At 71.4% G+C, this 26,215-nt stretch carries 26 protein-coding genes and 2 tRNA genes; 12 read left to right on the top strand and 16 right to left on the bottom strand.

Annotated elements, in window-relative coordinates; genetic code table 11:
* Positions 1-101: 101 nt before the first annotated feature.
* From fdhD to AB0G50_RS01410, 3 genes are read left to right on the top strand one after another with little or no spacing between them, the layout of a single operon-like run.
* A complete protein-coding gene (fdhD, locus tag AB0G50_RS01420) occupies positions 102-926 on the top strand; it encodes a formate dehydrogenase accessory sulfurtransferase FdhD (RefSeq protein ID WP_360100821.1) in 825 nt (274 codons plus the stop codon).
* A complete protein-coding gene (locus AB0G50_RS01415) occupies positions 923-2,089 on the top strand; it encodes a CaiB/BaiF CoA-transferase family protein (protein WP_360100818.1) in 1,167 nt (388 codons plus the stop codon). Before fdhD ends, AB0G50_RS01415 begins: the two co-directional genes overlap by 4 nt.
* 59 nt (positions 2,090-2,148) lie before the next feature.
* A complete protein-coding gene (locus tag AB0G50_RS01410; RefSeq protein WP_360100815.1) occupies positions 2,149-3,027 on the top strand; it encodes an alpha/beta hydrolase-fold protein in 879 nt (292 codons plus the stop codon).
* Here AB0G50_RS01410 and AB0G50_RS01405 read toward each other — a convergent pair.
* From AB0G50_RS01405 to tig, 5 genes are all read right to left on the bottom strand, one after another.
* The gene (locus tag AB0G50_RS01405; RefSeq protein WP_360100812.1) at positions 3,014-3,601 is read right to left on the bottom strand and encodes an alpha/beta hydrolase; all 588 of its coding nucleotides are present in this window, start codon (positions 3,599-3,601) and stop codon (positions 3,014-3,016) included. The two genes, AB0G50_RS01410 and AB0G50_RS01405, sit on opposite strands and share 14 nt — an antisense overlap.
* 59 nt (positions 3,602-3,660) lie before the next feature.
* Positions 3,661-4,941, bottom strand: coding sequence for an ATP-dependent Clp protease ATP-binding subunit ClpX (gene clpX / locus AB0G50_RS01400; RefSeq protein WP_184692995.1), 1,281 nt, complete (start codon positions 4,939-4,941; stop codon positions 3,661-3,663).
* A gap of 208 nt (positions 4,942-5,149) precedes the next feature.
* Positions 5,150-5,776, bottom strand: coding sequence for an ATP-dependent Clp protease proteolytic subunit (locus AB0G50_RS01395; RefSeq protein ID WP_360100808.1), 627 nt, complete (start codon positions 5,774-5,776; stop codon positions 5,150-5,152).
* Between the two features lie 29 nt (positions 5,777-5,805).
* Positions 5,806-6,414: an ATP-dependent Clp protease proteolytic subunit gene (locus tag AB0G50_RS01390; RefSeq protein WP_360100805.1), complete on the bottom strand. Its 609-nt coding sequence runs from the start codon at positions 6,412-6,414 to the stop codon at positions 5,806-5,808.
* 100 nt (positions 6,415-6,514) lie between these two features.
* The gene (gene tig / locus AB0G50_RS01385; RefSeq protein ID WP_360100802.1) at positions 6,515-7,867 is read right to left on the bottom strand and encodes a trigger factor; all 1,353 of its coding nucleotides are present in this window, start codon (positions 7,865-7,867) and stop codon (positions 6,515-6,517) included.
* A 1,154-nt stretch (positions 7,868-9,021) separates the two neighbouring features.
* On the opposite strand from tig, the gene AB0G50_RS01380 reads away from it, so the two are divergent.
* Positions 9,022-9,927 carry a LysR family transcriptional regulator gene (locus AB0G50_RS01380; RefSeq protein WP_360100799.1) on the top strand — a complete coding sequence of 302 codons (906 nt, stop codon included), beginning with the start codon at positions 9,022-9,024 and terminating at the stop codon, positions 9,925-9,927.
* 102 nt (positions 9,928-10,029) lie between these two features.
* Here the strand turns inward: AB0G50_RS01380 and AB0G50_RS01375 are convergent.
* Positions 10,030-10,103: transfer RNA gene (locus tag AB0G50_RS01375), tRNA-Pro, on the bottom strand.
* A 60-nt stretch (positions 10,104-10,163) separates the two neighbouring features.
* On the opposite strand from AB0G50_RS01375, the gene AB0G50_RS01370 reads away from it, so the two are divergent.
* Positions 10,164-10,234: transfer RNA gene (locus AB0G50_RS01370), tRNA-Gly, on the top strand.
* A gap of 455 nt (positions 10,235-10,689) precedes the next feature.
* Positions 10,690-11,028, top strand: coding sequence for a VOC family protein (locus tag AB0G50_RS01365; RefSeq protein WP_360100796.1), 339 nt, complete (start codon positions 10,690-10,692; stop codon positions 11,026-11,028).
* Positions 11,029-11,036: 8 nt separating this feature from the next.
* On the opposite strand, the gene AB0G50_RS01360 is transcribed toward AB0G50_RS01365, so the two are convergent.
* A complete protein-coding gene (locus AB0G50_RS01360; RefSeq protein WP_360100793.1) occupies positions 11,037-11,159 on the bottom strand; it encodes a hypothetical protein in 123 nt (40 codons plus the stop codon).
* A gap of 132 nt (positions 11,160-11,291) precedes the next feature.
* Here AB0G50_RS01360 and AB0G50_RS01355 point away from each other — a divergent pair, with 132 nt between their 5' ends.
* Together AB0G50_RS01355 and AB0G50_RS01350 are read left to right on the top strand one after the other, a co-directional pair.
* Positions 11,292-12,497, top strand: a complete 1,206-nt coding sequence (locus tag AB0G50_RS01355) for a GNAT family N-acetyltransferase (RefSeq protein WP_360100790.1) — start codon at positions 11,292-11,294, stop codon at positions 12,495-12,497.
* 85 nt (positions 12,498-12,582) lie between these two features.
* Positions 12,583-13,377, top strand: coding sequence for a hypothetical protein (locus tag AB0G50_RS01350; protein WP_360100787.1), 795 nt, complete (start codon positions 12,583-12,585; stop codon positions 13,375-13,377).
* A gap of 10 nt (positions 13,378-13,387) precedes the next feature.
* On the opposite strand, the gene AB0G50_RS01345 is transcribed toward AB0G50_RS01350, so the two are convergent.
* Genes AB0G50_RS01345 through AB0G50_RS01335 form a run of 3 tightly spaced genes read right to left on the bottom strand, consistent with a single transcriptional unit; the run spans position 13,388 to position 15,283 of the window.
* Entirely contained in the window at positions 13,388-14,191 is an 804-nt protein-coding gene (locus tag AB0G50_RS01345; RefSeq protein WP_360100784.1) for a DNA-formamidopyrimidine glycosylase family protein, read from the bottom strand.
* Positions 14,184-14,816 (bottom strand): hypothetical protein, encoded by a 633-nt coding sequence (locus AB0G50_RS01340; RefSeq protein ID WP_360100781.1) that lies wholly within the window; start codon positions 14,814-14,816, stop codon positions 14,184-14,186. The genes AB0G50_RS01345 and AB0G50_RS01340 overlap by 8 nt, the downstream gene beginning before the upstream one ends.
* Positions 14,816-15,283, bottom strand: coding sequence for a ribose-5-phosphate isomerase (locus AB0G50_RS01335; protein WP_360100778.1), 468 nt, complete (start codon positions 15,281-15,283; stop codon positions 14,816-14,818). The genes AB0G50_RS01340 and AB0G50_RS01335 overlap by 1 nt, the downstream gene beginning before the upstream one ends.
* A gap of 28 nt (positions 15,284-15,311) precedes the next feature.
* Here AB0G50_RS01335 and AB0G50_RS01330 point away from each other — a divergent pair, with 28 nt between their 5' ends.
* The gene (locus AB0G50_RS01330) at positions 15,312-16,025 is read left to right on the top strand and encodes a 2-phosphosulfolactate phosphatase (protein ID WP_360100775.1); all 714 of its coding nucleotides are present in this window, start codon (positions 15,312-15,314) and stop codon (positions 16,023-16,025) included.
* Positions 16,022-16,657: a DUF429 domain-containing protein gene (locus tag AB0G50_RS01325; RefSeq protein WP_360100772.1), complete on the top strand. Its 636-nt coding sequence runs from the start codon at positions 16,022-16,024 to the stop codon at positions 16,655-16,657. The genes AB0G50_RS01330 and AB0G50_RS01325 overlap by 4 nt, the downstream gene beginning before the upstream one ends.
* A 7-nt stretch (positions 16,658-16,664) precedes the next feature.
* On the opposite strand, the gene AB0G50_RS01320 is transcribed toward AB0G50_RS01325, so the two are convergent.
* Genes AB0G50_RS01320 through AB0G50_RS01310 form a run of 3 tightly spaced genes read right to left on the bottom strand, consistent with a single transcriptional unit; the run spans position 16,665 to position 20,575 of the window.
* A complete protein-coding gene (locus tag AB0G50_RS01320) occupies positions 16,665-18,020 on the bottom strand; it encodes an aldehyde dehydrogenase family protein (protein WP_360100769.1) in 1,356 nt (451 codons plus the stop codon).
* A gap of 49 nt (positions 18,021-18,069) precedes the next feature.
* Positions 18,070-19,932 (bottom strand): beta-N-acetylglucosaminidase domain-containing protein, encoded by a 1,863-nt coding sequence (locus AB0G50_RS01315; RefSeq protein WP_360100766.1) that lies wholly within the window; start codon positions 19,930-19,932, stop codon positions 18,070-18,072.
* Positions 19,933-19,957: 25 nt separating this feature from the next.
* Positions 19,958-20,575 carry a DsbA family protein gene (locus AB0G50_RS01310; protein WP_360100763.1) on the bottom strand — a complete coding sequence of 206 codons (618 nt, stop codon included), beginning with the start codon at positions 20,573-20,575 and terminating at the stop codon, positions 19,958-19,960.
* Positions 20,576-20,796: 221 nt separating this feature from the next.
* On the opposite strand from AB0G50_RS01310, the gene pepN reads away from it, so the two are divergent.
* The gene (pepN, locus tag AB0G50_RS01305) at positions 20,797-23,358 is read left to right on the top strand and encodes an aminopeptidase N (RefSeq protein WP_360100760.1); all 2,562 of its coding nucleotides are present in this window, start codon (positions 20,797-20,799) and stop codon (positions 23,356-23,358) included.
* A 66-nt stretch (positions 23,359-23,424) separates the two neighbouring features.
* Here pepN and AB0G50_RS01300 read toward each other — a convergent pair whose 3' ends face one another.
* The 3 genes from AB0G50_RS01300 to AB0G50_RS01290 are packed head-to-tail and all read right to left on the bottom strand — an operon-like array spanning position 23,425 to position 25,366.
* Positions 23,425-23,904 (bottom strand): DUF5130 family protein, encoded by a 480-nt coding sequence (locus tag AB0G50_RS01300; protein WP_360100757.1) that lies wholly within the window; start codon positions 23,902-23,904, stop codon positions 23,425-23,427.
* Positions 23,891-24,136 (bottom strand): hypothetical protein, encoded by a 246-nt coding sequence (locus tag AB0G50_RS01295; RefSeq protein ID WP_360100754.1) that lies wholly within the window; start codon positions 24,134-24,136, stop codon positions 23,891-23,893. Before AB0G50_RS01295 ends, AB0G50_RS01300 begins: the two co-directional genes overlap by 14 nt.
* Positions 24,137-24,163: 27 nt before the next feature.
* Positions 24,164-25,366 carry an MFS transporter gene (locus tag AB0G50_RS01290; protein WP_360100751.1) on the bottom strand — a complete coding sequence of 401 codons (1,203 nt, stop codon included), beginning with the start codon at positions 25,364-25,366 and terminating at the stop codon, positions 24,164-24,166.
* Between the two features lie 243 nt (positions 25,367-25,609).
* On the opposite strand from AB0G50_RS01290, the gene AB0G50_RS01285 reads away from it, so the two are divergent.
* On the top strand, positions 25,610-26,200 hold the full coding sequence (locus AB0G50_RS01285) for a DUF2345 domain-containing protein (protein ID WP_360100748.1): 591 nt from the start codon (positions 25,610-25,612) through the stop codon (positions 26,198-26,200).
* Positions 26,201-26,215: the final 15 nt, after the last annotated feature.

The following is a 26,215-nucleotide window of genomic DNA, read 5'->3' as shown; positions in this document are numbered from 1 at the left end:
GCGTGGTGGGGTTCGCGTCGGGATCCCGATCCCCGGCCGCCCGCGCGCCGCGCCTAACCTGGGGTGACGAGAGCACCCGGCTTCGACGAAGGAGTTCACCCATGGGGCGGGTCACCGTGCGTCGCCCAGTGGTCGCCTACTCGCGGGGAGCCCACCGCACGAAGGTGGACTCGCTCGCCGCCGAGGAGCCGCTGGAGCTGAGGGTGGGCGGGCGCGCACTCACCGTGACGATGCGCACACCGGGGCACGACGTGGAGCTGGCACACGGCTTCCTGCTCGGCGAGGGCGTGATCGGCGCGCTCGCCGACGTCTCCGTGGCGCGGTTCTGCGAGGGCACCGGCCCGGACGGGCTCAACACCTACAACGTGCTGGACGTCGCGCTCGCGGACGGCGTGGCCCCGCCCGAGGTGGGTGTCGAGCGCAACTTCTACACGACGTCGTCCTGCGGGGTGTGCGGCAAGGCGTCGCTGGACGCGGTGAAGCTCAAAACCCGCTTCTCCCCCGCCGCCGACCCGGTCCGGGTGTCCGTCGACGTGCTGGCCGGCCTGCCCGACGCGCTGCGCGCCCGGCAGAAGGTGTTCGCCTCCACCGGCGGCCTGCACGCGGCCGCGCTGTTCACCCCGTCGGGCGAACTCCTGGTGGCCCGCGAGGACGTCGGCCGGCACAACGCGGTCGACAAGGTGCTGGGCTGGGCGCTGATGGCCGGCCGGGTGCCACTGGTGGGCGCGGTGCTGATGGTGTCCGGACGGGCGTCCTTCGAGCTCGTGCAGAAGGCCGCGATGGCGGGTGTGCCGGTGCTCGCGGCGGTGTCCGCGCCCTCGTCGCTGGCCGCCGACCTGGCCGACGAGCAGGGCCTGACGCTGGTCGGCTTCCTGCGCGGCGACTCGTTCAACGTCTACACCGGGGCGACGAGAATCGTGGCGTGAAACCACTCGACGGTGTCCTGGTCGTCAGCCTCGAACAAGCCGTGGCGGTGCCCTACGCCACCCGACTCCTGGCCGACCTCGGCGCGCGGGTGGTCAAGGTCGAACGACCGGGCGGCGGCGACTTCGCCCGGCACTACGACACCGCGTGCGGCGAGGTGTCGTCCTACTTCGCCTGGACCAACGTCGGCAAGGAGTCGCTGACGCTGGACCTGAAGCAGCCGTCCGGCCGCGAGGTCCTCGCCCGACTGGTGGACCGCGCCGACGTGGTGCTGTGCAACCTCTCGCCGGGCGCGGCACGTCGACTGGGTGTGGACGCGACGACGCTGCGGGCCTCCCGCCCGACCCTCGTGGTCGGCGAGCTGTCCGGCTACGGCGCCGAGGGCCCGTACGCCGGGCGCAAGGCGTTCGACGCGCTCGTGCAGTCCGAGGCGGGCCTGGTCGAGCTGACCGGCGACGGACCGGTGACGGCGCGGGCGGGCATCTCGGTCGCCGACATCGCCGCCGGCGTGCAGCTGCACGCGGCCGTGCTGGCGGCCCTGCTCCAGCGCGCCCGCACCGGCGAGGGCGCGACGCTGCGGCTGACCCTGTTCGACGCGCTCGCGGAGTGGATGCACCAGCCGATGCTCTACGCCGAGGGCACCGGCGAGGCCGCGCCGCGCACCGGCGCGCACCACCCCAGCATCGCCCCCTACGGCCCGTTCACCTGCTCGGACGGCACGGTGCACCTGGCCGTGCAGAACGACGGCCAGTGGCGCAGGCTGTGCGCCGTGCTGAAGCGGACCGACCTCGCCGACGACCCGCGTTTCACCACCGTGAGCCTGCGCGTGGCGCACCGCCCGGCGCTGCACGCGGAGCTCGACGTCACCCGGTGGCGGGCCGAGGAGCTGCTCGCCGCGCTGGACGCCGCCGACGTGCCCGCCGCGCGCACCCGGAGCGTGGCGCAGCTCACGGAGCACCCGCAGGTCCTCGCGCGCAACCGACGGGCCACCACGACCGTCCCCGGTGGTGGCATCACGCTCCTGAAACCACCGGTGGACTCCACCGCCTGGTCCTGGGACGCCGCGCCGGTGCCCGCTGTGGGCGGGGACACGGAACGGATCCTGGCCTGGCTCGGTTATCCGGAGCGACGGATCGCGGAGTTCCGCGCGAACGCGGTCGTCTGAGCGGAAACGCCGGGCGCCCCGCACGCGATCTGGAGGAGGGGTTTCCGCTGGAGGGGTCGATGATCACCAGGCGCACGGTGCTGGCCGCGCTCGGCGCGAGCGGTGTGGCCGCGGTCGGGGTCGCGGCGACGCTGAACGGCGGCAACGCCCCGTTCGGCGACGCGCTGCGCTCGGTGCTGGGCGTCCTCGGTCCGGTGCCCACGGTCAAGCGCGCCGTCGTCCAGGTCGACCGGGTGCGCTCGAAGTACCGGGGCCGGGAGATCGACCTGCTCACCCTCGTGCCGCCGGGCGTGCCGACGCGGGGGCTGCCGATGGCCGTGCTGCTGCACGGCCTGCACGGCAGCGCCCGCTACGCCGCCGTGGCGAACCTGCCCGAGGCCCTGGTCAGCGCCGTCGACCGGAAGGCGGTGCCCGCGTTCGGGTTCGTCGCGATCGACGGCGGCGACAACTACTGGCACGAGAACCACCCCGGCGACGACCCCATGGGCGCCCTGCTGGAGGAGGTGCCCGGCTGGCTCGCCGAACGCGGGTTCGGCCCGGTCTTCGGCTGCGCGGGCGTGTCCATGGGCGGTTTCGGCGCCCTGCTCTACGGCCGCCGCCGCTGGGAGCGCCACGAGAAGACCACGGCCATCGCCGCGGTGTCACCCGGCCTGATCACCACGTGGCCGGAGATGAACAAGCGGGACGCGTTCCGCAGCGCCGAGCAGTGGGCCTCGCTGGACCCGTTGCGCAACCTGGACAAGCTCGGCGACGCCCCGATCGGGGTGTGGATCGGCGACCACGACAAGTTCATCGAGGGCACCCGCAGGTTCATCGCCGCCGCCAAGCCCGCCGTGGCCTCCGTGCTGCCGGGCGGCCACGACGACGCGTTCTGGCGCAAGATCACCGGCGACGTCGTGCGGTTCCTCGGCAAGCGGGTCCCGGTCAGCGCGGGGTGAGCGGCACCCGGTCGCTGCGCACCCACTTGAGCACCGCGCTCCACGGGCCGTAGTCCGAGTCCACGTTCAGGTGGCGGCCGCCCACGATCACGTCCACGTCCACCCGCAGCGCCTCGGCCAGTTCCTTGCCCTTCGCCAACGAGCAGTACGGGTCGCCCTCGCCCAGCACCAGCCGGGTGGACGCGGCGGCGCCGAGCACGGTCGCCGGGCTCGTCACGGGGTGCAGGAAGTCCGCGATCAGCGGCTCGTCGGCGAAGTCCGGCGCCGGCGGCGCGACCAGCAGCACCCGGTCCACCCGCAGCGCCGGGTCGAACTCCCCCGCCGCGTGGTGCAGCCACAGCAGGCACGCCAACGAGTGCGCCACGACCACCCGTTCGGCGGACGTGGGCATGGCCGCGAGGTGCGCGCGCAGCCCGGCCAGCCACACCGCCAGGTCCGGCGCGTCGGGCGAGGGGAACTCCGGCAGGTCGACCAGACCGCCGTGGTGGGCCAGCTCCCCGGCCAGCCAGTTCTGCCAGTGCGTGGGACCCGAGCCGTTGAGGCCGTGCAGGATCAGCGTGTAGGGCAACGACATGTGCTGTGGATACACCACCGGCCGCCCCGCGTGCTGCGGGACGGCCGGTGGCGAAGAACTCAGGCCGACTTCTCGCGGCGCTCGCGACGGCTGGGCTGCCGGGCGACGATCGTCGGGTTCACGTTCTCCTTGACCGTCTGCTCGGTGATCACGACCTTCGCCACGTCCGTGCGGCTGGGGATGTCGTACATCACCGGGAGGAGGACCTCCTCCATGATCGCCCGCAGGCCGCGCGCACCGGTACCGCGCAGGATCGCCTGGTCGGCGACGGCCTCCATGGCGGTCTTGGTGAACTCGAGCTCCACGCCGTCCATCTCGAACAGCTTCTGGTACTGCTTGACCAGCGCGTTCTTCGGCTCGGTGAGGATGCGGACGAGCGATTCCTTGTCCAGGTTGGTGACGCTCGCGACCATCGGCAAGCGGCCGATGAACTCGGGGATCAACCCGAACTTGATCAGGTCCTCGGGCATCGAGTCGGCGAAGTAGTCCGCCGCGTCGACCTCGGCCTTGGTGCGCACCTCGGCGCCGAAGCCGAGCCCGCGCTTGCCCACGCGGTCCTGGATGATCTTCTCCAGGCCGGCGAAGGCACCCGCCACGATGAACAGCACGTTCGTCGTGTCGATCTGGATGAACTCCTGGTGCGGGTGCTTGCGGCCACCCTGCGGCGGCACCGACGCGGTGGTGCCCTCCAGGATCTTCAGCAGTGCCTGCTGCACGCCCTCGCCCGACACATCGCGGGTGATCGACGGGTTTTCACTCTTTCGAGCGATCTTGTCGACCTCGTCGATGTAGATGATCCCGGTCTCGGCGCGCTTCACGTCGTAGTCCGCGGCCTGGATCAGCTTGAGCAGGATGTTCTCGACGTCCTCGCCGACGTACCCCGCCTCGGTGAGCGCCGTGGCGTCCGCGATCGCGAACGGCACGTTCAGCATCTTGGCGAGCGTCTGGGCCAGGTAGGTCTTGCCGCAACCCGTCGGGCCGAGCATGAGGATGTTCGACTTGGCGAGTTCCACGCCGTCGTCGCGCCCCTCGCGCCCGCGGTCGCCCGCCTGGATGCGCTTGTAGTGGTTGTAGACCGCCACCGAGAGAGTGCGCTTGGCCTCGTTCTGGCCGATCACGTACTGGTCGAGGAACTCGTGGATCTCGGCGGGCTTGGGAAGCTCGTCGAGCTTGACGTCACCGGCCTCCGCGAGCTCTTCCTCGATGATCTCGTTGCAGAGGTCGATGCACTCATCGCAGATGTACACACCGGGACCGGCGATGAGTTTTTTCACCTGCTTCTGGCTCTTGCCGCAGAAAGAGCACTTCAGCAGGTCGCCGCCGTCACCGATACGCGCCATGACCGCTGACCTCTGTCCCCTCCGGCACGCGTCCTGGTGACGGGTGCCTGACTGCTTGGTTGGCGAGTGCCCGCTGGGTGCGGGGTCCGCCCGTTCCCCTCGACGGTACCTGCCCTACCCGCATGTGCGGGAGGACCAGCGTGCCCCCGACACGTCGAGCCTGCCCGGAACCCCTGGTCGGCTCGGCGTGTCGGACGCCACCGGCGAGCTACTTGGCGGAAAGCTTCCGGTACGGCAGGACGGTGTCCACGATGCCGTACTCCTGGGCCTCCGCCGCGGTGAGGATCTTGTCGCGCTCGATGTCCGTGCGCACCTGCTCGGGGGTCTTCGCGGTGTGCTTGGCCAGCGTCGACTCCAGCAGCCGGCGGACCCGCTGGATCTCGTTCGACTGGATCTCCAGGTCGGAGACCTGGCCGTAGACGCCCTCGGTCGCGGGCTGGTGGATCAGGATCCGCGAGTTCGGCAGCGCGTGGCGCTTGCCGGGCGTGCCGGCGGCCAGCAGGACCGCGGCGGCCGAGGCCGCCTGCCCGAGGCAGTAGGTCTGGATGTCCGGGCGGACGAACTGCATGGTGTCGTAGATGGCCATCAGCGAGGTGAACGAGCCACCCGGCGAGTTGATGTACATCAGGATGTCGCGGTCGGGGTCCTCGGACTCCAGCACGAGCAGCTGGGCCATCACGTCGTTGGCCGAGGCGTCGTCCACCTGCACGCCGAGGAAGATGATGCGCTCCTCGAACAGCTTGTTGTACGGGTTCGACTCCTTGATGCCGTAGCTGGTGCGCTCGACGAAGGACGGCAGCACGTACCGGGACTGCGGCGCGTGGAACTGGCTCACTTGATCTCTCCTGGTCCTGTGCTAGCCGGCTAGTTGGTCGCGGCCTGGCTGGCCCGGGTGATGACCTTGTCCACGAAGCCGTACTCCAGGGCTTCCTGGGCGGTGAACCAGCGGTCGCGGTCCGAGTCGGCCACGATGCGCTCGACCGGCTGACCGGTGTGCTGCGCGATCAGCTCGGCCATCTCGTGCTTGGTCCGGGTGAGCATGTCCGCCTGGATGGCGATGTCCGCGGCCGTGCCGCCGACGCCCGCCGAGGGCTGGTGCATGAGGATGCGCGCGTGCGGGAGCGCGTGCCGCTTGCCGGGCGTGCCCGCGGAGAGCAGGAACTGCCCCATCGAGGCGGCCAGGCCCATCGCGAAGGTGGCCACGTCCGGCTCGATGAGCTGCATCGTGTCGAAGATCGCCATGCCCGCGGTCACCGAACCGCCGGGCGAGTTGATGTAGAGCGTGATGTCCTTCTCGGGGTCTTCCGCCGCGAGGAGGAGCAACTGCGCGGTGATCTGGTTGGCGATGCCCTCTTCGACCTGCGACCCCAGCACGATGATCCGCTCTCGGAGCAGGCGCTCGTAGACCGAGTCGTTGAGGTTCATCCCCGAGGACGACCGCATCTCGGGCGTCGGGAAGGAGTGCTGCGTCACGTCTGCCTGCCTAACTGTGCCGAAAAGAGTCTCGTAGCAACGACCTTAACGAAGGCGGGCGGCGTCGCCTTCCCGACACCGCCCGCGTTCGCTCAGGGCTTCACTCTTCCGTCGCGGATTCCTCAGTGGACGGCGTTTCGCCGAAAAGCTCGTCCAGGTCCAGCTCCTCGCCGGCCGAGTCGAGCACCTTCGCCTGGCGCACGACCGAGGCCAGCGCCTTGCCGCGGCGCACGTCCGCGAAGATCGCGCCCAGCTGGCCGGACTGCTGCGCCCGCTCGACGTACTCGTTCGGGCTGATGCCGAACCGCTGCGCCTGGTAGATGATCCGCTCGGTCAGCTCGGCGTCGCTCACGGTCAGCTGCTCGGCGTCGGCGATGGCGTCGAGCACCAGCTGCGTCCGGACGGCCTGCTCGGCCGCCGTGCGCACCTCGGCGTCGAACTCCTCCTTGGTCTGACCCTGCTCGGTCAGCCACTCGGCGAAGCGCGCCTCGTCGTGGTCGAACGCGTGCACGGCGTCGTGCGCCCGCGCGTCGACCTCGCCCTGCACGACGGCCTCGGGCAGCGGCACCTCGACGCTGTCGAGCAGCGCCTCGAGCACCTTGTCCCGGGCCTGGACGCCCTGCTGCATCTTCTTCACCCGGCCGAGGCGGACCCGGAGGTCGGCCTTCAGCTCGTCCAGGGTGTCGAACTCGCTCGCGAGCTGGGCGAACTCGTCGTCCAGCTCGGGCAGCTGACGCTCCTTGACCGTGTTCAGCACGACGGTCACCTCGGCGTCGCGGCCCTCGTGCTCACCCGCGACCAGCGTGCTGGTGAAGGTGCGGGACTCGCCCTCGGAGGCGCCGACGAGCGCGTCGTCGATGCCCTCCACGAGCTGGCCGGAGCCGATCTCGTAGGACAGGCCGGAGGTCTTGGCCTCCTCGACCTCGGCGCCGTCCACCGTGGCGGACAGGTCCACCACGACGAAGTCGCCGGTCTGCGCCGGGCGCTGGACGCCGGTCAGCGTGCCGAAGCGGGCGCGCAGCTCGTCCAGCTGGGTGGTGACGTCCTCGTCGGTGACCTCCTGGTCGTCGACGGTGACGGTCAGCTCGCCGAAGGCGGGCACGGTGATCTCGGGGCGGATGTCGACCTCGGCGGTGAACGCCAGCGCCTCGCCGTCCTCGATCTTGGTGACCTCGAACTCGGGGCGGCCCAGGGTGCGCAGCTCGCCGGAGTTCACCGCCTCCAGGTACTTGGCGGGCACGGCCTCCTGGACGACCTCGTCCAGGACGGGCGCGCGGCCGATGCGGCTCTCCAGGACCTTCGCGGGCGCCTTGCCGGGGCGGAAGCCGGGGATGCGGACCTGCTTGGCCAGCTTGCGGTACGCGCGGTCGAAGTCCGACTTGAGCTCGTCGAACGGCACCTCGACGTTGATCCGGACCCGCGTCGGGCTCAGGTGCTCGACGGTGCTCTTCAACGTGGTCTCCTCGTTGGGGCAGGACGTGCGGAACACCCCGAACGTCGTGGTGGACGTCGGGATTCCGGACGAGTCTAGGCGGTCCCCGATCCCGGGGCGGGCTTGCCCCCGTGCCGGGCGGTGGGCGACGGGCGTGACGGCGTTCCATTACCGAGAGTATTCACAATTCACTCTATTTTTCTCAGCTTTCGCGAATGTGCGTCACCCGTCTGCGAGCGTGGTCGGCGCGAATGCACCCCTCAATCCCCTCGACGGGCATTTGAGGGGTCCGGCCCGCAGGCCTCCCTGGGTCACTCGCGCGAGGGACTCCGACGGCGGGCGGCGCCGGCCGGGTAGCCATAGGAGGTTCGGATGTCTGCACGTCACCGCAGTGGTGCCGGACGTGGCGCGGCGGTTAACGTGAAGGAGATACGCGTGCCGCCGTCGGGGGCGAGTCGGCGGCACCCGTTCCGCCCAACGGACCACTCAGCGCCACGATTGCTGGTCCGTTCGAGTGAACGAGACGGTTGCTGACTCTCGGAAGTCGATGATCACTCACCGGAGCCGTCCTGACATCCTGTAACACGGATGCCGCAACGACGACTTACGTTCGGCGACCGTGCACCGGAGGGGGTTGGTCACAAGGGGTGAATTGAGGCCGTTTGGAGTAGCCTCCGACAGAAAAGTTTCACTTGTCGAGATGACTCCACTCGCCGTAGTCCATTAGTGTGGGTTTCAGGTAGCGTGACGCCCGGACCTGCATCGCTGAGCCATGAAATAAATTCCAAAGTTGCCGGACGTTCTGGGGGGTCAAGCAGCGGACGCAACCGGCAACCAGGACCAGAGGAACGAGCGAGACAATGTCATCGAGCTTCTTAACCACCTACCAGACAAGGTGCCGATGACCCGATGAGAGCCATTCCGCCGCTGCCCAGCACCAATCCAGGACCCGAACCGGCCGCCGGCTCGGAACACGATCCCGTCGGTCCGCGACAGGTTCTGGCAGCACAACGCAACCATCGGGTTACACCCCACACGGCCGCGCGGCGATGTTGACCACGGACCGGCTGCTCACCAGCAGCTAGACCAACTTTGCCGCCACGCACGACGGAAACCACGACGCCGTCCCACACCGGCCTCTCGTGGATCACTTTCACGCACCGTTGGGGAGCTCCATGGAGACGCGTCAGCTTTTGGCGTTCACAACTGTGGTTCAAACGGGCAGTTTCACCAAGGCAGCAGCCACCCTGAATTGCTCGCAGCCCACTATAACCACGAGGATAAAAGCACTCGAGGAGACCCTCGGCGTGCCCCTGTTCAGACGACTGCCCCGAGGCATTCAGATGACCTCGGCGGGGGTCGAACTACTACCGTTCGCGCGGAACATCATCACCCTGACCGACAAGGCCAGGAAAGCGATCACGATGAACGGCGAACCGCACGGCAAGCTGGTGATCGGGAGCGCGCAGAGCCTGACCGACTACCGTCTGCTACCACTGATCGAGTACATGTGCTGGCGCTACCCGAGCGTCCAGATCTCACTGCACTCGCGCAACACGCAGACGAACCTGGCGTCGGTCCGCGAAGGCCGGTTGGACTGCACGTTCTTCATCGGTTCGATCGAGCCCCGGGAGGGGCTGGAGACGACCGTGCTGTGCCCGGAGCCACTGGTCATGGTCGCCGGGCCGACCCACGCCCTCACCAGGCGTTCGGTGATCACCGAGGACGAGCTGCGCGGGAGCACGCTCATCCGGGCCGAGAACGGCGCGAGCTACTACGAGCACTTCGAGCAGGCACTGGGGTTGCAGGACGCCGAGTCGAGGTCGCCGGTGCTGGCACTGGACTCGATCGACGCCGCGAAGCGCGCGGTCGCCTCCGGCTTGGGGATTTCACTGGTCCCCGAGGTGACGGTGGCCGCCGAGCTGGCCGACGGCAGGCTGTGCAGACTGCCGTGGGTGCCGCCGTTCCGGGTGTACACCCAGTTCGCGTGGCGACAGGACAACGCCACCAACCCGTCGGTCACCGCACTGGTGTCGGCCGCGGCTCAGGTGGTCAGCGAACAGGTGGCCGCACCGGCGTGACACTGGGGATGCCGTTCTTGAGCGCCCATGGCGCGGTGTGCTCAAGAACGGCGCGCTGGACGAGCGGGCCGTGGCCCCCGGGAAGGGGGCCACAGCAGACCGTCGGGGCGACAGGATTTGAACCTGCGACCCCCCGCTCCCAAAGCGGGTGCGCTACCAAGCTGCGCCACGCCCCGGTCGACAAGAGCTTACCGCGACCGGCTAAACTACCGACGCGCCCACCCCGGTGGCCGCGCGCGGGTGTAGCTCAATGGTAGAGCCCCAGCCTTCCAAGCTGGTCATGCGGGTTCGATTCCCGTCACCCGCTCTCGCCTCCCCTCGCTGGTAGAACGCCTTCCGACCGTCCCTTGTGGACGGTTTTGTGCTTTCACCGGCCTGCGCGCCCTCGTCACACCCCCGGGCCGTTCCCGACAACCACACTGTCGGGTGTACGCACCAGCTTGAGTGTGCGCCCAACGCTCCGCTACGCTTGACGGGCCGGAATCCTCGTCGTCCTGGGAAGAGAACGCGGACGCCGGTCGATGGAGTCGTCGGGGGCAGGTCCCGTCCCGCCAGGATCCTCGGATCCGCCCCCGCGATTCGCCGTCCGGTCGGGGACCAGGCTTCAGGCAGCGCGCGTAAGTCCACTGTGGACAGTAGCGGTCTTGGCCTGCGGTGGCATCACGGGGTGGGTGCGAGCGTGTGTGTCCATTGTGGATTCATTCGGTGTGCGGGGAGGGTCGGCGGGTTTCGGGAGAGCGCGGTGGGCGCACATCATGGGGTATGCGACTCGATCAGATCGTGGTGGATTCACTCGAACCCGGTGCGCTCGCGCGGTTCTGGGCGGAGCTGTTGGGCGGGGTGGCGGTGGAGCGGGAGGACGGGTGGGCCCAGGTGCGGGCCGACGGGTTTCCCGTGTTGGCGTTCCAGCCCGTTCCCGAGGGGAAGGGGGTCAAGAACCGGCTGCACCTGGACGTGTTCGCCGATGACGTGCGCGCGGCCACCGCGTCGGCGGCCCGGTTGGGCGCCGTGGTGGTCGGGGGGTTGCAGGTCGACGAGCACGGGACGTTCCAGGTGTTGCGGGATCCGCAGGGGAACGAGTTCTGCTTCGTGGACGGCTGACCCCGGGATTACTTCGACCAGGTCAGGGACGCTCGCCACAGGGCCTCGCCGAAGCGGACCGCCAGCAGGACCATGAGGAAGCCGATGCCGAAGGTCACCAGGCATCTCGCGGCCAGCCGCACTTTCGTCATCGCCACAGTGTGCGCTTCGGGCAGCGGTCGCGGGGGTGGAACCGGTGCGTCCGGACGGGGGACGCGAAGGGCGGCTGCCCGGGGGGAAACCCGGTCGCGCGCGGGCCGGCGGCGGCGTATGAAGCTGGACTCATGGGGTTCACCGTCCGCACGCTCACGTCCGACGACTTCGACGCCTTCCAGCGGCTCGTCACCGCGTCGTTCCTCGCCGACCCCCGTCCCGGCGAGATCGCGCGGTGGCGGGCGGTATTCGCGCCCGAGCGGCACCACGGGGTGTTCGAAGGCGACGAGATGATCGGCGGGGCGGGGGTGCTGCCGCGGCGGATGACGTTGCCCGAGGCACGGCCCGTGCCGGTCGCCGCGGTGACGTCGGTCGGGGTCAAGCCCGGGCACCACCGGCGCGGCGTCGGCACGGCGTTGATGCGCGGGCAGTTGCACGACCTGCACGAGCACCACGAGCCGGTCGCGGCGCTGTGGGCGTCCGAGGCCGGCATCTACGACCGGTTCGGGTACGGGTCCGCCGCCGAGGTGGCCCGGTTCGAGATCCCGCGCGGGGCGGCGTTCCGGCGCGGGGTGGACACCGGGTCGGACCGGCCGCGCGAGGTGCCGCGGGACGAGGCGATGCCGCTCGTCACGGAGGTCTACGAGCGGGTCCGGACGACCCGGACCGGGTGGCTCGACCGCTCGGCCGGCGACTGGGAGGTCGCGTTCGGCGACGACGAGGCCGACCGGCACGGCGCGAGCGCGCTGCGCTGGGTGGTGCTGCCCGACGGCTACGCGGTCTACCGGGTCAAGGGCGACTGGACCGACCGGGGCCCGCGGCACTGGCTGGAGGTCGTGGAGCTCACCGCGGCCGACGACGTCACGTTCGCCGCGCTCTACCGGTACCTGCTCGACCTGGACCTGGTGGGCGAGATCACCTTCCGGACCGCCTCCGACGACCCCGCGCCCCACCTGCTGACCGACCCGCGCGCGGTCCGCCGGCAGCGCGGCGACTCGCTGTGGGTGCGACTGGTCGACGTGGACCGCGCGCTGCCGCTGCGCCACTACGCCTCCGACGCGGACGCCGTGCTCCAGGTGCGGGACCCGCTGTGCCCGTGGAACGAGGGCCGGTGGCGGTTCACCGCCCGGGGCGGCGAGGCGGTCGCGCGGCGGGCGGACGGCGACGCGGACCTGGTGCTCGACGTGCAGGCGCTCGGCGCGGCGTTCCTCGGCGGCACGCGGCTGACCACGATGGCCCGCGCACAACGGGTGCGTGAGGTCACACCGGGTGTGCTCGAGACCTTGTCACGCGCGTTCGTCGGCGACCACGACCCCCACTGCCCGGAGGTGTTCTGACCGGTTCCGGGAACCTCGACCGGTCCGGGGCCGTTGTCCGGTCAAGCAGGCGGCACCGTGCCGCCGCGACAGCCGGGAGGATCCCATGGGCACCGCCGTGGTGCTGCTCGTGCTGCTCGTCGTGGTGGTCGGCGGCGGCTTGTTCTTCGCGAAGACCAGGGCCGCGGCCAGGCAGCGGGAGCTGGAGGACGCCCAGGCCGACGCGCGCCGCTGGGTCGAGCGGCTCGGCGGCCAGGTGATGAACCTGACCGGCACCGACGTGGCCTCGCAGCAGGCGATGGCCGACGCGTCCGAGCGGTTCACCGCCGCCGGGTCGCAGATGGAGCAGGCCCGCACGATCGAGCAGACCCGCCTCGTGACGAGGACCGCGATGGAGGGCCTGTACTACGTGCGCGCGGCGCGGACCGCGATGGGCCTCGACCCCGGTCCCGAGCTGCCGGACCTCGACGGTCGGGCGCGCGCGGGCACGGTCACCGAGGACCGCAAGGTCGACGTCGAGGGTCACGCCTACGAGGCGTCGCCCCGGCCGGGCTCGAACACCCCGCACTACTACCCCGGCGGCATGGTCGCCGGACGCCCGGTGCCGCAGGGTTGGTACAGCGAGCCCTGGTGGAAGCCCGCGCTGGTCGCGGGCGCCTGGGGCGTCGGGTCGTTCCTGCTGATGGACGCGATGTTCTCGGGCATGCACGGCGTCTCGCCGGACGCCCTGAACGCCGCCTACGCGGACGGCTACTCCGACGGCGCGGGCGCCGACGGTGGTGACGCCGGAGGCGATTACGGCGGCGACGCGGGCGGTGGCGACGGCGGCGGCGACTGGGGTGGCGGGGACTTCGGCGGCGGCGATTTCGGCGGCGGGGACTTCGGCGGGTTCGACTTCTGACCGACCGCCGTCACCCGGCCTGGCACGTGGGACACCAGAAGAGGTTGCGGCCGGCCAGTTCGGCGGCCGCGACCGGTGTCCCGCACAGCAGGCACGGCATCCCGGTCCGCCGGTACACGTAGACCTCGCCGCCGTGCCGGTCCTCGCGCGGCGCGCGGCCGGTCGCCTCGGGCAGGTGCTCGGGCCGCACGGTGTCGATCCGCCCGACCTTCACCCCGTCGCGCATCAGCAGCACCAGATCCGCCCACAGCGCGTCCCACAGCTCCCGCGTGACCCTGTTGCCCGGCGTCGTGGGGTGGACACCGTGCCGGAACAGGACTTCGGCCCGGTACACGTTCCCGACGCCCGCGAGCACCGACTGGTCCATCAGCAGCACGGCCAGCGACTGCCTCGACCGCGAGACCCGCTCGTACGCCAGGTCCGGCCGGGCGTCGCGGCGCAGCGGGTCCGGGCCGAGCCGGGCCTTGAGCGCCTTCACCTCGACGTCGGTCAGCACCTCGCACCGCGTCGGCCCGCGCAGGTCCGTCCAATGCGTCGGACCGACCAGCCGCATCCGCACCTGCCCGACCGGCGCGAGCACCGGCACCTCGGCCTCGCTGAACGTCCCGTACAGGCCCAGGTGGACGTGCACGGTCGTGTCCGGACCGTAGAAGTGCAGCAGGTGCTTGCCGTACGCCTCGGCCCGCACGAACACCCGGCCGTCCACGGCCTCCGCGGCGAACCGCCCCTGCGGACTGGACACCCGGACCACCGCGCCCTTGTAGCGGCGCTGGTGCAACCGGGCGAGCCGGTGCAGCGTGTGCCCCTCAGGCATACGGCACCACCGTCGCGAGGTGGATCCGCAGCGACCGGCCGGAGTCGCGGCGCAGCAGCCGACGGGCCAGCGGCACGGCCCGCTCCCGGTCGTGCCGCGCCAGCGCGGTGACCAGGTCGGCGAGCTGGAGCGGCAACGGCGACGTCTCGGCCGCCCGGTCCACCAGCACCGCGATGTCGTCAGCGAACTCCGGCCCCGCCACCGCGTGCGCCAACTCCCACCCGAACGCCAGCACGTCCGCCCGGTCCAGCAGCGCCCGGAGTGCCGCCACCCGCGCCCGCTCGTCCTCGCCCTCGGTGAACGCCCGGCCCTCCCCCACCGCGCCGGCGACGGTCGCGAACGTGGTGTCCCGGCCGTCCTCGGCCAGCATCCCGAACCACGGCGACCCCTCGCCGAGCCCGGCCAGCCCGGTGATCAACCCGTACACCGGGCCGTGCCCCCACGCGGCGAGCGCCACCACGGCGAGGAACCGGTGGTAGCGCTCGGCTCCGGCGTCCTCCAGCACCGCGCGCAACGCGGGGATCCGGTCGCGGTAGCCGGGGTGGGCCACCGCGCCGTCGATCACCACGTGCGGGTCGGCGTGGTAGGCGCCGTCGACGTCCTTGAACAGCAGCTCGCGGATCATCAGGGGAGCTTCGGAGCCTCGCCGGTCCGCTCGTACTCGGCCAGGATCGCGATCCTGCGGGCGTGCCGCGGCTGGTCGGAGAACGGCGTCGCGAGGAACGCGTCCACGATCGCCGCGGCCTCGTCGGCGGTGTGCATGCGCGCGCCGACGCCGATCAGCCGGGCGTCGTTGTGCTCGCGGGCGAGCGTCGCGGTCTCCACGTTGTAGGCCAGCGCGGCCCGCGCGCCGGGCACCTTGTTCGCGGCGATCTGCTCGCCGTTGCCCGAACCGCCGATGACCACGCCGAGGCTGCCCTCGTCGGCCACCACGCGCCGGGCCGCCTCGATGCAGAACGGCGGGTAGTCGTCCTCGGCGTCGTAGACCGAGGGGCCGACGTCGACCACCTCGTGTCCCGCTCGGGTGAGGTGCTCGGCGAGGTGGGCCTTCAGCTCGAAGCCCGCGTGGTCGGATCCCAGGTAAACGCGCACGTCCGGGAAGTCTGCCATCCTTGGCCGGGTGTTCGGACAAGAGGGCTACCAGCTCAGGCTGGAATGGGGTGGCGAAGGGGTGTCCGCGCTCGGTGGTCTGTGCGCGGTGCTCGTGGTCGTCGACGTGCTGTCGTTCAGCACCGCGGTGGACATCGTGGTGGCACGGGGCGGCGCGGTGAGACCCGTGCGGTGGACCGACCGGGAGCGCGCCGCGAAGCCGGCCGACCCGTCGTGGTCCCTGCGCCCGTCGTCACTGGTGGACTTCCCGGCGGGCGCGCTGGTCGACCTGCCCTCGCCCAACGGCGCGACCCTGTGCGACGCGGCCGCGGCCACCGGCTCCCACGTGCTGGCCGGCTGCCTGCGCAACGCCCAGGCGGTCGCGTCCGCCGCGCGCACCCTCGCCGCGGGCGCGCCGATCGGCGTCATCGCCGGCGGCGAACGCTGGGGAATCGACCTGTACAGCCCCAAATCCGCCCACTTCGGCCCATTGCGGCCCAGCGCCGAGGACCAGGTGGGCGCCGGCGCCGTCGTCGCCGCGCTCCTGGGCTACGGCAGCGCCTCGGTGGAGGCCACCCTGGCCGCCGAGATGTTCGCCCGCTCCTCGGTGCCGGACGTGGTCGCGGGTTGCGTCTCCGGCCGCGAGCTGATCGCCGCCGGCCACGCGGGCGACGTGGACCTGGCTTCCCAGGTGAACGTCAGCACCGCCGTGCCACGCCTGGTGGACGGGGTCCTGCGCGGATGATCGCCGGTGTGGACGGCACCCCCGGCGGCTGGGTCGTGGCACTGGTCGAGGGCAGGACGTCGGTCACCTGGCACGTGGTGCCGCACGCGCGCGACGTGCTGGAGGTGACCGCCGGGTGCGCGGCCGTGGGCGTGGACATGGCGCTGCGCTCACCGGAAACCGGGTACCGCGCCTCCGACGTCGCGGCGCGCGAACTGCTGGGCGCGGCGCGCTCGTCGATGTTCATGGCGCCGATCGCGGCCGTGCTGGCGTGCGAGACCTACGAGGAGGCGTGCGCCGTGTCGCGCGCGTCGCACGGCAAGGCGATCAGCAAGCAGTCGTGGTTCATCGTGCCGAAGATGCGCGAGTGGCGGCTGCCGCTGCCGGCGCGCGTGGTCGAGGTGCACCCGGAGACGACGTTCCGCCACCTCGACCCCCGCGTCACCGACGGCAAGCGCACCGCCCGCGGCGTCGGCCAGCGGATCGCGGCGTTGCAGGCGTTCGTGGACGTGCCGACCGCGGTGGCGGACCTGCCGAAGGGGCCGTCGACCGACGACGTGCTGGACGCCCTGGCCGCCGCGTGGTCCGCACACCGGTGGCACGCGGGCGAATCGCGGTCGCTCGGCGACCCGCCCGCGGTGATCGAGGTGTAGCCGCCGGTCAGCGCTGGATCGACTTCACCTCGGTGAACTCGTCCACCCCGAACCGGCCGAACTCCCGACCGTTGCCGGACTGCCGGTAGCCGCCGAAGGGCGCGGCGGTGTTGAACGCGGCGCCGTTGACGTCGACCTGACCGCTGCGCAGACGCCTGGCCACGCGCAGGGCGCGGTCGTCGTCGGCGGAGAAGACCGCGCCGCCCAGCCCGTACACCGTCGAGTTGGCGATGCGGACCGCGTCGTCCTCGTCCGCGTAGGGCAGCACTGCCAGCACCGGCCCGAAGATCTCCTCCTGGGCGATCGCCAGGTCCGGGCGCACGTCGCCGAACACCGTGGGCGCGACGAAGTACCCGCGCTCCACCGGCTTGTCGACGCCGCCGAACGCGAGCGTGGCGCCCTCCGCGACCCCGCGCCGGATGTGGTCGAGCACCCGGTCCCGCTGCGCCGCGGACACCGCCGGGCCGAGCCGGGTGGACGCCAGCGCCGGATCGCCCGGCTGGTGCCGGGCGGCGGCCGCGACCGCCATCTCCACCGCCTCGTCGTGCCGCCCCGCGGGCACCAGCAACCGGGTCCAGGCGCTGCACGCCTGCCCGTTGTTCATGAACGCGTTGGCCACCCCGATCTTCACCGCCCGCCCGAGATCGGCGTCGTCCAGCACCACGTTGGCCGACTTGCCGCCCAGCTCCAGCGCGACCCGCTTGACCGTCTCCGCGGCCAGCACCGACACCCGCCGGCCCGCCCGCGTCGACCCGGTGAACGACACCATGTCGACCATCGGGTGCGACACCAGCGCCTCGCCCACCACCGAGCCGGCGCCGTGCACGACCTCGACCACCCCGGAGGGCACCCCGGCCGCCGTCAGCACCTCGGCGAACAGGTCCGCGGTCAGCGGCGCGAGTTCGCTCGGCTTGAGCACGACCACGTTCCCGGCGGCCAGGGCGGGCACCACCTTGGCGACCATCTGCTGCAACGGGAAGTTCCACGGCGTGATCGCCGCGACCACCCCGACCGGCTCGCGCAGCACCAGCGAGTGCCCGATCTCCTCGCCGTCGAAGTACCCGTCCGCCACCACGTCCGCGACCCCGCGGGCGATCCCGACGGGGTTGGGCACCTGCACCCTGGTGGCGAACGTGATCGGCGTGCCCATCTCGGTGGTCATCGTCCGGGCCAGCTCGTCGGCCCGGGCGGCGATGCCGTCCGCGACCGCCCGCACCACCGCGACCCGTTCGGCCACCGGCGTCGCGGCCCACCCCGGGAACGCCGCTACAGCCCGGGTCACCGCCGCGTCCACCAGCCCGGGCGTGGCCGACGGCAGCGTGGCGACGACCTCCTCGGTGGTCGGGTTGACGACCTCGATCATGACCACTCCCGAAGTTGTGACACCTGAACGTCAATTCAGGCCAAGAGTGTCACAACTCGGGCGCCGCGGCCAGGAACGCGTCGAGGACGCCGTCCCCGATCTTGATCGGGCCCTCGACGTTCGTCCGCCCGGGAGGCGACGGCAACGCCTGCGCCTCCGCGACCAACTCACCCACCTCGGCGAACTTCTCCGCCGCGACCTCCTCGGCGCCGACGCCGCCGACCCGCTGCTCCAGCCCGTCGAGCGCGGCCTGCAACGCCTGCGCCCACACCGCGGTCGCGTCCAGCCACTCCTTGGCGTCCCGCGCGAAGTCGGTGCCCTTGATCTGCTCCGGGATCGAGGACAGCACGTCCGCGTACGCGCGCAACCGGTCCACCGCGCCCCGCCGGTCGCCGCCGCTCCACGCCTTGCGGAACGCGTCCAGCTCCCCGGCCAGCGCGGGCGCCTGCGGCTGCCACGAGTCGCCGGGCACCGGGCCGTACCGGTTGAGGTCGATGAACGCCGTCAACGCCTTGGCCAGCACCGCGTCGCCGCCCGCCACCCCCGCCACGTACTGCTTCAACGACTTCTCGGGGTCGTAGGCCTTGGGGTTCCAGGTGAAGTCGGCGATCCCGTACAGCGCGACCCGACTCGCGTAGGCCTGGTTCATCGGGTTCGCCACGATCCCCGTCAACCTGCCCGCGACGCCCGGCTCCCGGTTGCCGTACGGACCGAGCAGCAACCGCCCGGCGGTCTCCGGGAAGTCGTCCACCGGGTAGTTGTCCCACACCAGGGGCTTGCGGCCCCACACCTCGTCCGCCTTCTGCGCGTCCGCGGTGGTGATCCGGATCGGGATCACCCCGTCACCGGTCCACATCATGATCACCCGCGAGTCGAGCCTGGCCCGGTACTCGGCCTTGTACGGGCTGTCGTCGATGTCGTAGTACTCGGTCGGCACGCTCTGCAACGGCGCGACGTCCTTGCCCAGCGAGGGCAGGAAGTCCCGCTGCACCCGGTTGAGCAGGTCCACCTGGGCCGCCGCGGCCGACTTCGGCGTGGCCGGCCCGTAGCGGTCCTCGTCACCGTCGCAGTGCCACGCCTTGTAGTCGATGTCGTCCATCGGCAGCGAGAACGACCGCACCCCCGCGTCGTACAACTGCCGCAGCTTCGCGGTCAGCGCGGTCCAGTCCTCGTCGGCGGTGAAGCAGATCGACAAGCCCGGCGCGAGCGCGTAGGTGAACCGCAGGTGGTTGGCCGCCGACTCGCGGACCAGGTCGCCGAGCTCGCCCAGCCGCTGCGCCGGGTAGGGCGAGCGCCAGTCGTCCCGGTGGAACGGGTCGGCCTTCGGCGCGTAGACGTAGGAGTTGAACTTCGCCCGACCCGACCACGCGATCGTGTCCAGCTCCTCCTGGTGGCTCCACTGCGGGCCGTAGAAGCCCTCCACCACCCCCCGCGCGCCCAGGCCCGGCCCGTCGGAGATCGACACGGCGGGCAGCGAGCCCTTCTTCACCAGCTGGGCGAACGTCTGCGCCCCGAAGTACGCGCCCGCCGCGTCACCGCCGGACAGCGACACCTCGCGGCCGGACGCCGTCAGCTCGTAGTTCTCGGCGGGCAGGTCGCCCTTGACGACCTTCACCACGAGGTCCGCGGCGCGCTTGTCGTCCGGTCCGGCGACGTCCACGGTCGTCGCGCCGCCCGCCTTCAGCGCCGCCACCAGCACCCGCCGGGTCGGCTCGTCGCCGACCGAGTCCAGCACCAGCGCGGACGCCGGTATCGCCACGTCGCCCCCGGTCAGCGAGGACTGGCGGGGAGTGGGCCAGAGCCCGGGAACGGCGCCCAGACCACCCTTCTCCTCGTCACCGGGAATCACGACGAAGGCGACGACGACGGCGGTCACCACGACCGCCGCCGCGCCCACCAGCACGGCACGCATGCCTCAATCGTGCCGCAACGCCTGGTCAGGAGAAGTCGAGGTCCCCCTTGCGGGTCCGCTTGAGCTCGTAGAACTCGGGGAAGCCCGCCAGCAGCACCGCGCCGTCGAACACCTTCACGGCCTCCTCGCCGCGCGGGATGCTCTGGAGGACCGGACCGAAGAACGCGACGCCGTCGATGTGGATGGTGGGCGTGCCCACGTCCTCGCCGACCGGGTCCATGCCGCGGTGGTGGCTCGCGCGCAGTTCCTCGTCGTACTCGGTGCTGTCGGCCGCCTCGGCCAGCTCCGCGGGCAGGCCGACCTCCTCCAGCGCGAGCTTGATCACCGCGTCGTAGTCCTTGTTGCCCTCGTTGTGGATCCGGGTCCCCAGCGCGGTGTACAGGTCGCGCAGCACCGCGTTGCCGTGGTGCTTCTCCGCCGCGATCGCGACCCGCACCGGCTTGAACACGCCCTCCAGCAGCTTGCGGTACTCCTCGGGGATGTCGCGGCCCTCGTTGAGCACGCCCAGGCTCATCACCCGGAAGGACAGGTCGAGGTCGCGGTGCTTCTCCACCTCCAGGATCCAGCGGGACGTGATCCACGCGAACGGGCAGGTCGGGTCGAAGTAGAAGTCGACCTTCGTGGTGGAGGCCTCTGCCGACATGGTGCTTGCTCCTCTAAGGCGGATGTCGTCCGTGGTGCGCCGAACCGGCGTGCCGTCAACTAGCAACGAACCGACCACGCGGAGTCTTCCCCCCGACGGGGTCCACTTATCCCGGTCCCACGTGATTGGATGCGACTGTCGTGTTCACCGACACGACACGTTTCCCATTCCTACGACGTCGGCGCGCAGGCATCTCCGGTCGCCGGCAGACGAGGTGACCAGTGGCGGCACCCAACCTCACCCGCGACCAGGCGCAGCAGCGAGCGCAACTGCTGGAAGTCGACTCCTACCGGGTCGAGCTGGACCTGACCGACGGTGGCGGCAAGCCCGGTTCGGACACGTTCCGCTCGACCACGACGGTGGTCTTCCGCAGCCGGACGCCGGGCGCGTCCACGTGGGTCGACATCGTGGCCGCGACCGTCCACCGCGCCGTGCTCAACGGCGTGGAACTGGACGTCTCCGGTTACCGCGAGGAGGACGGCGTCGTGCTGGCGGACCTCGCGGAGGTCAACGAGCTGACCGTCGAGGCGGACTGCCGGTACATGAACACCGGCGAGGGCCTGCACCGCTTCGTGGACCCGGTGGACGGCGAGGTCTACCTCTACTCGCAGTTCGAGACCGCCGACGCCAAGCGCATGTTCGCGTGCTTCGACCAGCCCGACCTGAAGTCGGTCTACGACCTCGCGGTCACCGCGCCCGCGCACTGGAAGGTCATCTCCAACTCGGCCGTCGAGAGCACCTCCGACGCCGAGGGCGGCGCGGACCGGCTCGTCTTCGCGACCACGAAGCCGATGTCGACCTACCTCGTGGCACTGGTCGCCGGCCCCTACGCGGAGTGGCGCGACGAGTACACCGAGGGCGACACGACGATCCCGCTCGGCATCTACTGCCGCGCGTCGCTGGCGCCGCACATGGACCACGAGCGGCTGTTCACCGAGACGAAGCAGGGTTTCGGCTTCTACCACCAGGCCTTCGGGGTCACGTACCCGTTCGGCAAGTACGACCAGTGCTTCGTGCCGGAGTTCAACGCGGGCGCGATGGAGAACGCCGGCTGCGTGACGTTCCTGGAGGACTACGTCTTCCGGTCGCGCGTCACCCGCTACCTCTACGAGCGGCGCGCGGAGACCGTGCTGCACGAGATGGCGCACATGTGGTTCGGCGACCTGGTCACCATGCGCTGGTGGGACGACCTGTGGCTGAACGAGTCGTTCGCGACGTGGGCCTCGGTGCTGGCGCAGGCGTCGGCGACCGAGTACCGGCAGGCGTGGACCACGTTCGCCAAGATCGAGAAGTCCTGGGCGTACCGGCAGGACCAGCTGCCCTCGACGCACCCGGTGGCCTCGGACATCCCCGACGTGCAGGCGGTCGAGGTCAACTTCGACGGCATCACCTACGCCAAGGGTGCCAGCGTGCTCAAGCAGCTGGTGGCCTACGTCGGCCTGGAGAACTTCCTGGCGGGCCTGCGGGTGTACTTCGGCAAGCACGCCTGGGGCAACGCCACGCTGGCGGACCTGCTGGGCGCGCTGGAGGAGGCGTCCGGCCGCGACCTGTCGTGGTGGAGCGCGCAGTGGCTGGAGACGACCGGCCTGAACCTGCTGCGGCCGCGGTTCGCGGTGGACGCCGAGGGCCGCTTCACCGAGTTCGCCGTGCTCCAGGGCGGCGCGCGGCCGGGCGCGGGCGAGCTGCGCACGCACCGACTGGCCGTCGGCGTGTACGACCAGGACGAGCACGGCAAGCTCGTGCGCACGCACCGGGTCGAGCTGGACGTGTCGGGCGAGCGGACCGAGGTGCCCGAGCTGGTCGGCGTGCCGCGCGGCAAGCTCGTGCTGGTCAACGACGACGACCTGACCTACTGCACGATGCGGCTGGACCCGGACTCGCTGGCGTCCCTGGTGGACCACATCGGCGACATCGCCGAGCCGCTGCCGCGCACGCTGTGCTGGTCGGCCGCGTGGGAGATGACCCGCGAGGCCGAGCTGAAGGCGCGCGACTTCGTGAACCTGGTGCTGGGCGGGCTGCACGCGGAGACCGAGGTCGGCGTGGTGCAGCGACTGCTGCTCCAGGCGCAGACCGCGCTGTCCTCCTACGCCGACTCGACGTGGCGCGAGGAGGGCTGGCACCGGTTCACCGCGACGACGCTGGAGCTGGCCCGCGCCGCGGAGCCGGGCTCGGACCACCAGCTCGCGTTCGTGAACGCGCTGGCGGGCTCGGTGCTCGACGAGCCGTCGGTGACGGTGCTGCGCGGCTGGCTCGACGGGTCGGACGGGCTCGAGGGCCTCGACGTGGACACCGACCTGCGCTGGCGGCTGCTCCAGGCGCTGGTCGCGCACGGCGCCGCCGACCTGGCCGAGATCACCGCCGAGGAGGAGCGCGACCCGACCGCCACCGGCCGTCGGCGCGCCGAGTCGGCCCGCGCGCTGCGGCCGTCGCTCCAGGCCAAGGTCGAGGCGTGGGACCGGGCGGTGAACGACGACGACCTGCCGAACGCGGTCAGCGAGGCGATCATCGGCGGCATCCAGCACCCGGGCCAGAAGCAGCTGCTGGAGCCGTTCGTGGTGCGCTACTTCGAGGACGTGGCCGACGTGTGGGAGCGCCGCTCCTCCGAGCGCGCCCAGTCCATGGTGGTCGGCCTGTTCCCGTCGTGGTCGATCGCGCAGGACACCGTGTCGGCCGCGGACCGCTGGCTCGCGCAGGACCGCCCGCCCGCACTGCGCCGGCTGGTGTCCGAGGGCCGCGCGGGCATCGTCCGCGCCCTGGCGGCCCAGGAGTTCGACCGCTCGTGACACCCGGCTGACAGACGAAGGCCCCGGTTCCCTGTGGGAGCCGGGGCCTTCGTCGTTCGTCGCGGGTCAGGACCTGGGCGCGTGGCCCGCCTGGTCGGTCAGCATCCGGAGGCCGCTCACCAGGCCGCCCGACAGGTCGCCCTCCTTGAAGGAGGCCACCATGCTCATGACGGCCAGCTTGGCGCTGCGGTCGGACAGCCGGCGGTGGGACTCCTCGCCGGTCACCACCTCCACCTTGCGCTCGCCCGGCGACACCGCGATCACCACGGCGTGCGACGGGCGCGGGGTGGACGCGTGCAGCTGCTCGGCCCGACCCCGGGGGTCGTCGCCCAGCTCGCCCAGGTACACGCTGAAGTCCAGGCCGCTGGTGCGGCTGGCCAGCGTCAGCGCCTCGTCCAGGCTCGCCAGCTGCACCGGGGTGAACGGCAGGCTGGGCGCGGACGGGGTGTACATGCGGGCGGCGGACACGCGGCCGCTGTTCGTCACGGCCTCGCCGACGGACAACGTGGCCGGGTCGACGTTCTTCACGAGCTCACCAGTTGCCACGGGCACCTCCCTTGGCGGTGGAACCCTGCGCCGGCGCGGGTTCGCCGGCGGTGTGGTGCGCGGTCAGACCCGCCGGGTTGGCGCTCCACCAGACGGGCGCGTAGCCCCACTCCTGGCCAGGGCGGTAGCGCACGATGCGGGTGGCCTTCTGCCTCAGCGTCAGTAGCGCGATCACGCCGTAGATGGCCAGCGGAATCAGCGCGAAGACGAGCACGGTCTCCACGATGGTCACGGCGGTTACGGTAACCGATCGTCCCCGTCAGGTCCGGGCGAGGGGGCGTGCGACGAGCACCGCCGTCAGCAGCACGACGCCGCCCGCCACCAGGTACACCGCACCGAGCGAGGTGGCCTCGGCCAGCGGCCCGGCCAGGCCCGCGCCCAGCGGCGTGAGGCCCCACGCCAGCACCCGGTACGCACTCGTGACCCGACCCATCAGCGGCGCGGGCGTGAGGCGTTGGCGGCGGGACGCGGACAGCACGTTCCAGCCCGCCGAGCACAGCCCGAACAGGAACGCGGCGGCGATCGCGCCGGCCAGGTGGGGCACCGCGCCGAACGTGGCGAAGGCCAGTCCGAGCAGCGCCAACGCGCCGACCATCACCCGCGCCGCGCCGAGCCGGGGAGCCAGCACGGGGCTGAGCCGGGCGCCCAGCAGGCCGCCCACCGCCATCACCACGACGAGCCACGGCACGAACGCCTCGGGCAGCCCCAGCACCTTGATCGCGTAGAGCGCGAGCATGGCGTTGACGGCGGCGGCGCACAGCGCGGTCACGCAGACCGCGATCACCAGCACCCGCAGCCCGGGGTCGCGCACGAGGTGGCCGGCGCCCTCCACGAGCCGGGCGCGCAGGGTGCCGGTGACGGCCGACCGCTCCTCGCGGACTTCGGGCAACCGCAGCACGAAGTAGGCGGCGACCGCGAACGTGAGCGCGTCGAGGGCGAAGCAGGTGGCCGGGTTCCACCAGAACAGCGCGCTCGCGGCGAGCGGGCCCGCGAGGTCCAGGCCGAGGGTCTCGGCGGTCACGAAACGGCTGTTCGCCTGCTCCAGTTCACCGGGTCCGGCGAGCTCCACGAGCAGGATCTGGGACGCGCCGTCGGCGAAGGTCTCCGCACTGGTGAGGAGAAAGGCCGCCGCGCAGAGGACCGCGACACCCGCTCTATCCGTGAAAACGGCCGCCGCGAGCAGACCGGTCACGAGGGCCCGGAAGACGTGCGCGACGGCCACCACGAGCCGGGGTCTCAGGCGGTCGACGAGCACGCCCGCGGGCAGTGCCACGAGCAGCCACGGCAGCACCGCGGCGACGGCCACCGCGGACGCCGCCAGGGGGCTGCGCGTGCTCACGGCCGTGTAGAGGGGCAGGGCGGCGGTGCGGACCCCGTCGCCGACGAGCGAGGTCGTCCACGCCGCGGTGAGGCGGCGGAAATCGGCGGTGCGGACACCCGGGCCCTGGAGCGATCTACCCACGCGCGGCGCCCTCGCTGTGATCTGGACTACGTGCTGCCGGACATGACGCTACGCACGGTGTCCATACGGGCCGAAAGCCGTAGTGGAATCGCTCTACTGTCGCAGTGGGTACACCCGTACGGCCTTCCCCCGATAGGAGGCGAATGGCGGCCGGTTTGGCGTCTTGTCCTCCGCCCAGTCGGCTTCTAGCTTTTCACCTGTACGGGTCTTGCGCATTCGAACCTGGATACTAATTCACGCCCAATGAGTCCCGGAGGACACGACATGTGCACCATGAACCGCTTCCAGACCGCCGGTCTCACCCTTTCGTCGTACACCCAGGTGGCCGAACCGGTTACGCCTGTTCAGCGTCGGTCGACTGCCCTCGGCTCGGTGCGCATCACGGCGCGGGACTCCGTTCGGATCACCGCGCGGGACTCCGTGCGCATCACGGCCCTCGGTTCGGTCCGGATCACCGGTTCGCTCGTGCCGGCGGCCGACTCGGTGCGGATCACCGCGAAGGGTTCCGTCCGGATCACGGCGCGTGATTCCGTGCGCATCACGGCACGGGACTCGGTGCGCATCACGTCGCGCGATTCGGTGCGCATCACGGCACGCGATTCGGTCCGGATCACCGCGTCGGTGCGCATCACCTCGCGGGACTCGGTGCGCATCACGGCCAGGGACTCGGTGCGCATCACGGCGCGGGACTCCGTGCGGATCACCGCGCGGGACTCGGTCCGGATCACCGCGCGCGACTCGGTCCGGATCACCGCGCGCGACTCGGTCCGCATCACCGCGCGGGACTCCGTGCGCATCACCGCGCGCCGCGACGACTACGCGCTCGCGGCGTGAGGCGGTACGGGCGGT

Source organism: Actinosynnema sp. NPDC020468 (assembly GCF_040642015.1).
In the GTDB taxonomy this organism is placed as follows: Bacteria; Actinomycetota; Actinomycetes; order Mycobacteriales; family Pseudonocardiaceae; genus Actinosynnema.
The sequence above is the reverse complement of the archived record's forward strand: the minus strand, read 5'-3'. Positions and strand labels throughout refer to the sequence as shown.

Coding starts and splice junctions, on each gene's coding strand:
- fdhD (WP_360100821.1), top strand. CDS start 102: ATGGGGCGGGTCACCGTGCGTCGCCCAGTGGTCGCCTACTCGCGGGGA.
- AB0G50_RS01410 (WP_360100815.1), top strand. CDS start 2,149: ATGATCACCAGGCGCACGGTGCTGGCCGCGCTCGGCGCGAGCGGTGTG.
- AB0G50_RS01405 (WP_360100812.1), bottom strand. CDS start 3,601: ATGTCGTTGCCCTACACGCTGATCCTGCACGGCCTCAACGGCTCGGGT.
- clpX (WP_184692995.1), bottom strand. CDS start 4,941: ATGGCGCGTATCGGTGACGGCGGCGACCTGCTGAAGTGCTCTTTCTGC.
- AB0G50_RS01380 (WP_360100799.1), top strand. CDS start 9,022: ATGGAGACGCGTCAGCTTTTGGCGTTCACAACTGTGGTTCAAACGGGC.
- AB0G50_RS01365 (WP_360100796.1), top strand. CDS start 10,690: ATGCGACTCGATCAGATCGTGGTGGATTCACTCGAACCCGGTGCGCTC.
- AB0G50_RS01360 (WP_360100793.1), bottom strand. CDS start 11,159: ATGACGAAAGTGCGGCTGGCCGCGAGATGCCTGGTGACCTTCGGCATC.
- AB0G50_RS01355 (WP_360100790.1), top strand. CDS start 11,292: ATGGGGTTCACCGTCCGCACGCTCACGTCCGACGACTTCGACGCCTTC.
- AB0G50_RS01350 (WP_360100787.1), top strand. CDS start 12,583: ATGGGCACCGCCGTGGTGCTGCTCGTGCTGCTCGTCGTGGTGGTCGGC.
- AB0G50_RS01345 (WP_360100784.1), bottom strand. CDS start 14,191: ATGCCTGAGGGGCACACGCTGCACCGGCTCGCCCGGTTGCACCAGCGC.
- AB0G50_RS01340 (WP_360100781.1), bottom strand. CDS start 14,816: ATGATCCGCGAGCTGCTGTTCAAGGACGTCGACGGCGCCTACCACGCC.
- AB0G50_RS01325 (WP_360100772.1), top strand. CDS start 16,022: ATGATCGCCGGTGTGGACGGCACCCCCGGCGGCTGGGTCGTGGCACTG.
- AB0G50_RS01320 (WP_360100769.1), bottom strand. CDS start 18,020: ATGATCGAGGTCGTCAACCCGACCACCGAGGAGGTCGTCGCCACGCTG.
- AB0G50_RS01315 (WP_360100766.1), bottom strand. CDS start 19,932: ATGCGTGCCGTGCTGGTGGGCGCGGCGGCGGTCGTGGTGACCGCCGTC.
- AB0G50_RS01310 (WP_360100763.1), bottom strand. CDS start 20,575: ATGTCGGCAGAGGCCTCCACCACGAAGGTCGACTTCTACTTCGACCCG.
- AB0G50_RS01285 (WP_360100748.1), top strand. CDS start 25,610: ATGAGTCCCGGAGGACACGACATGTGCACCATGAACCGCTTCCAGACC.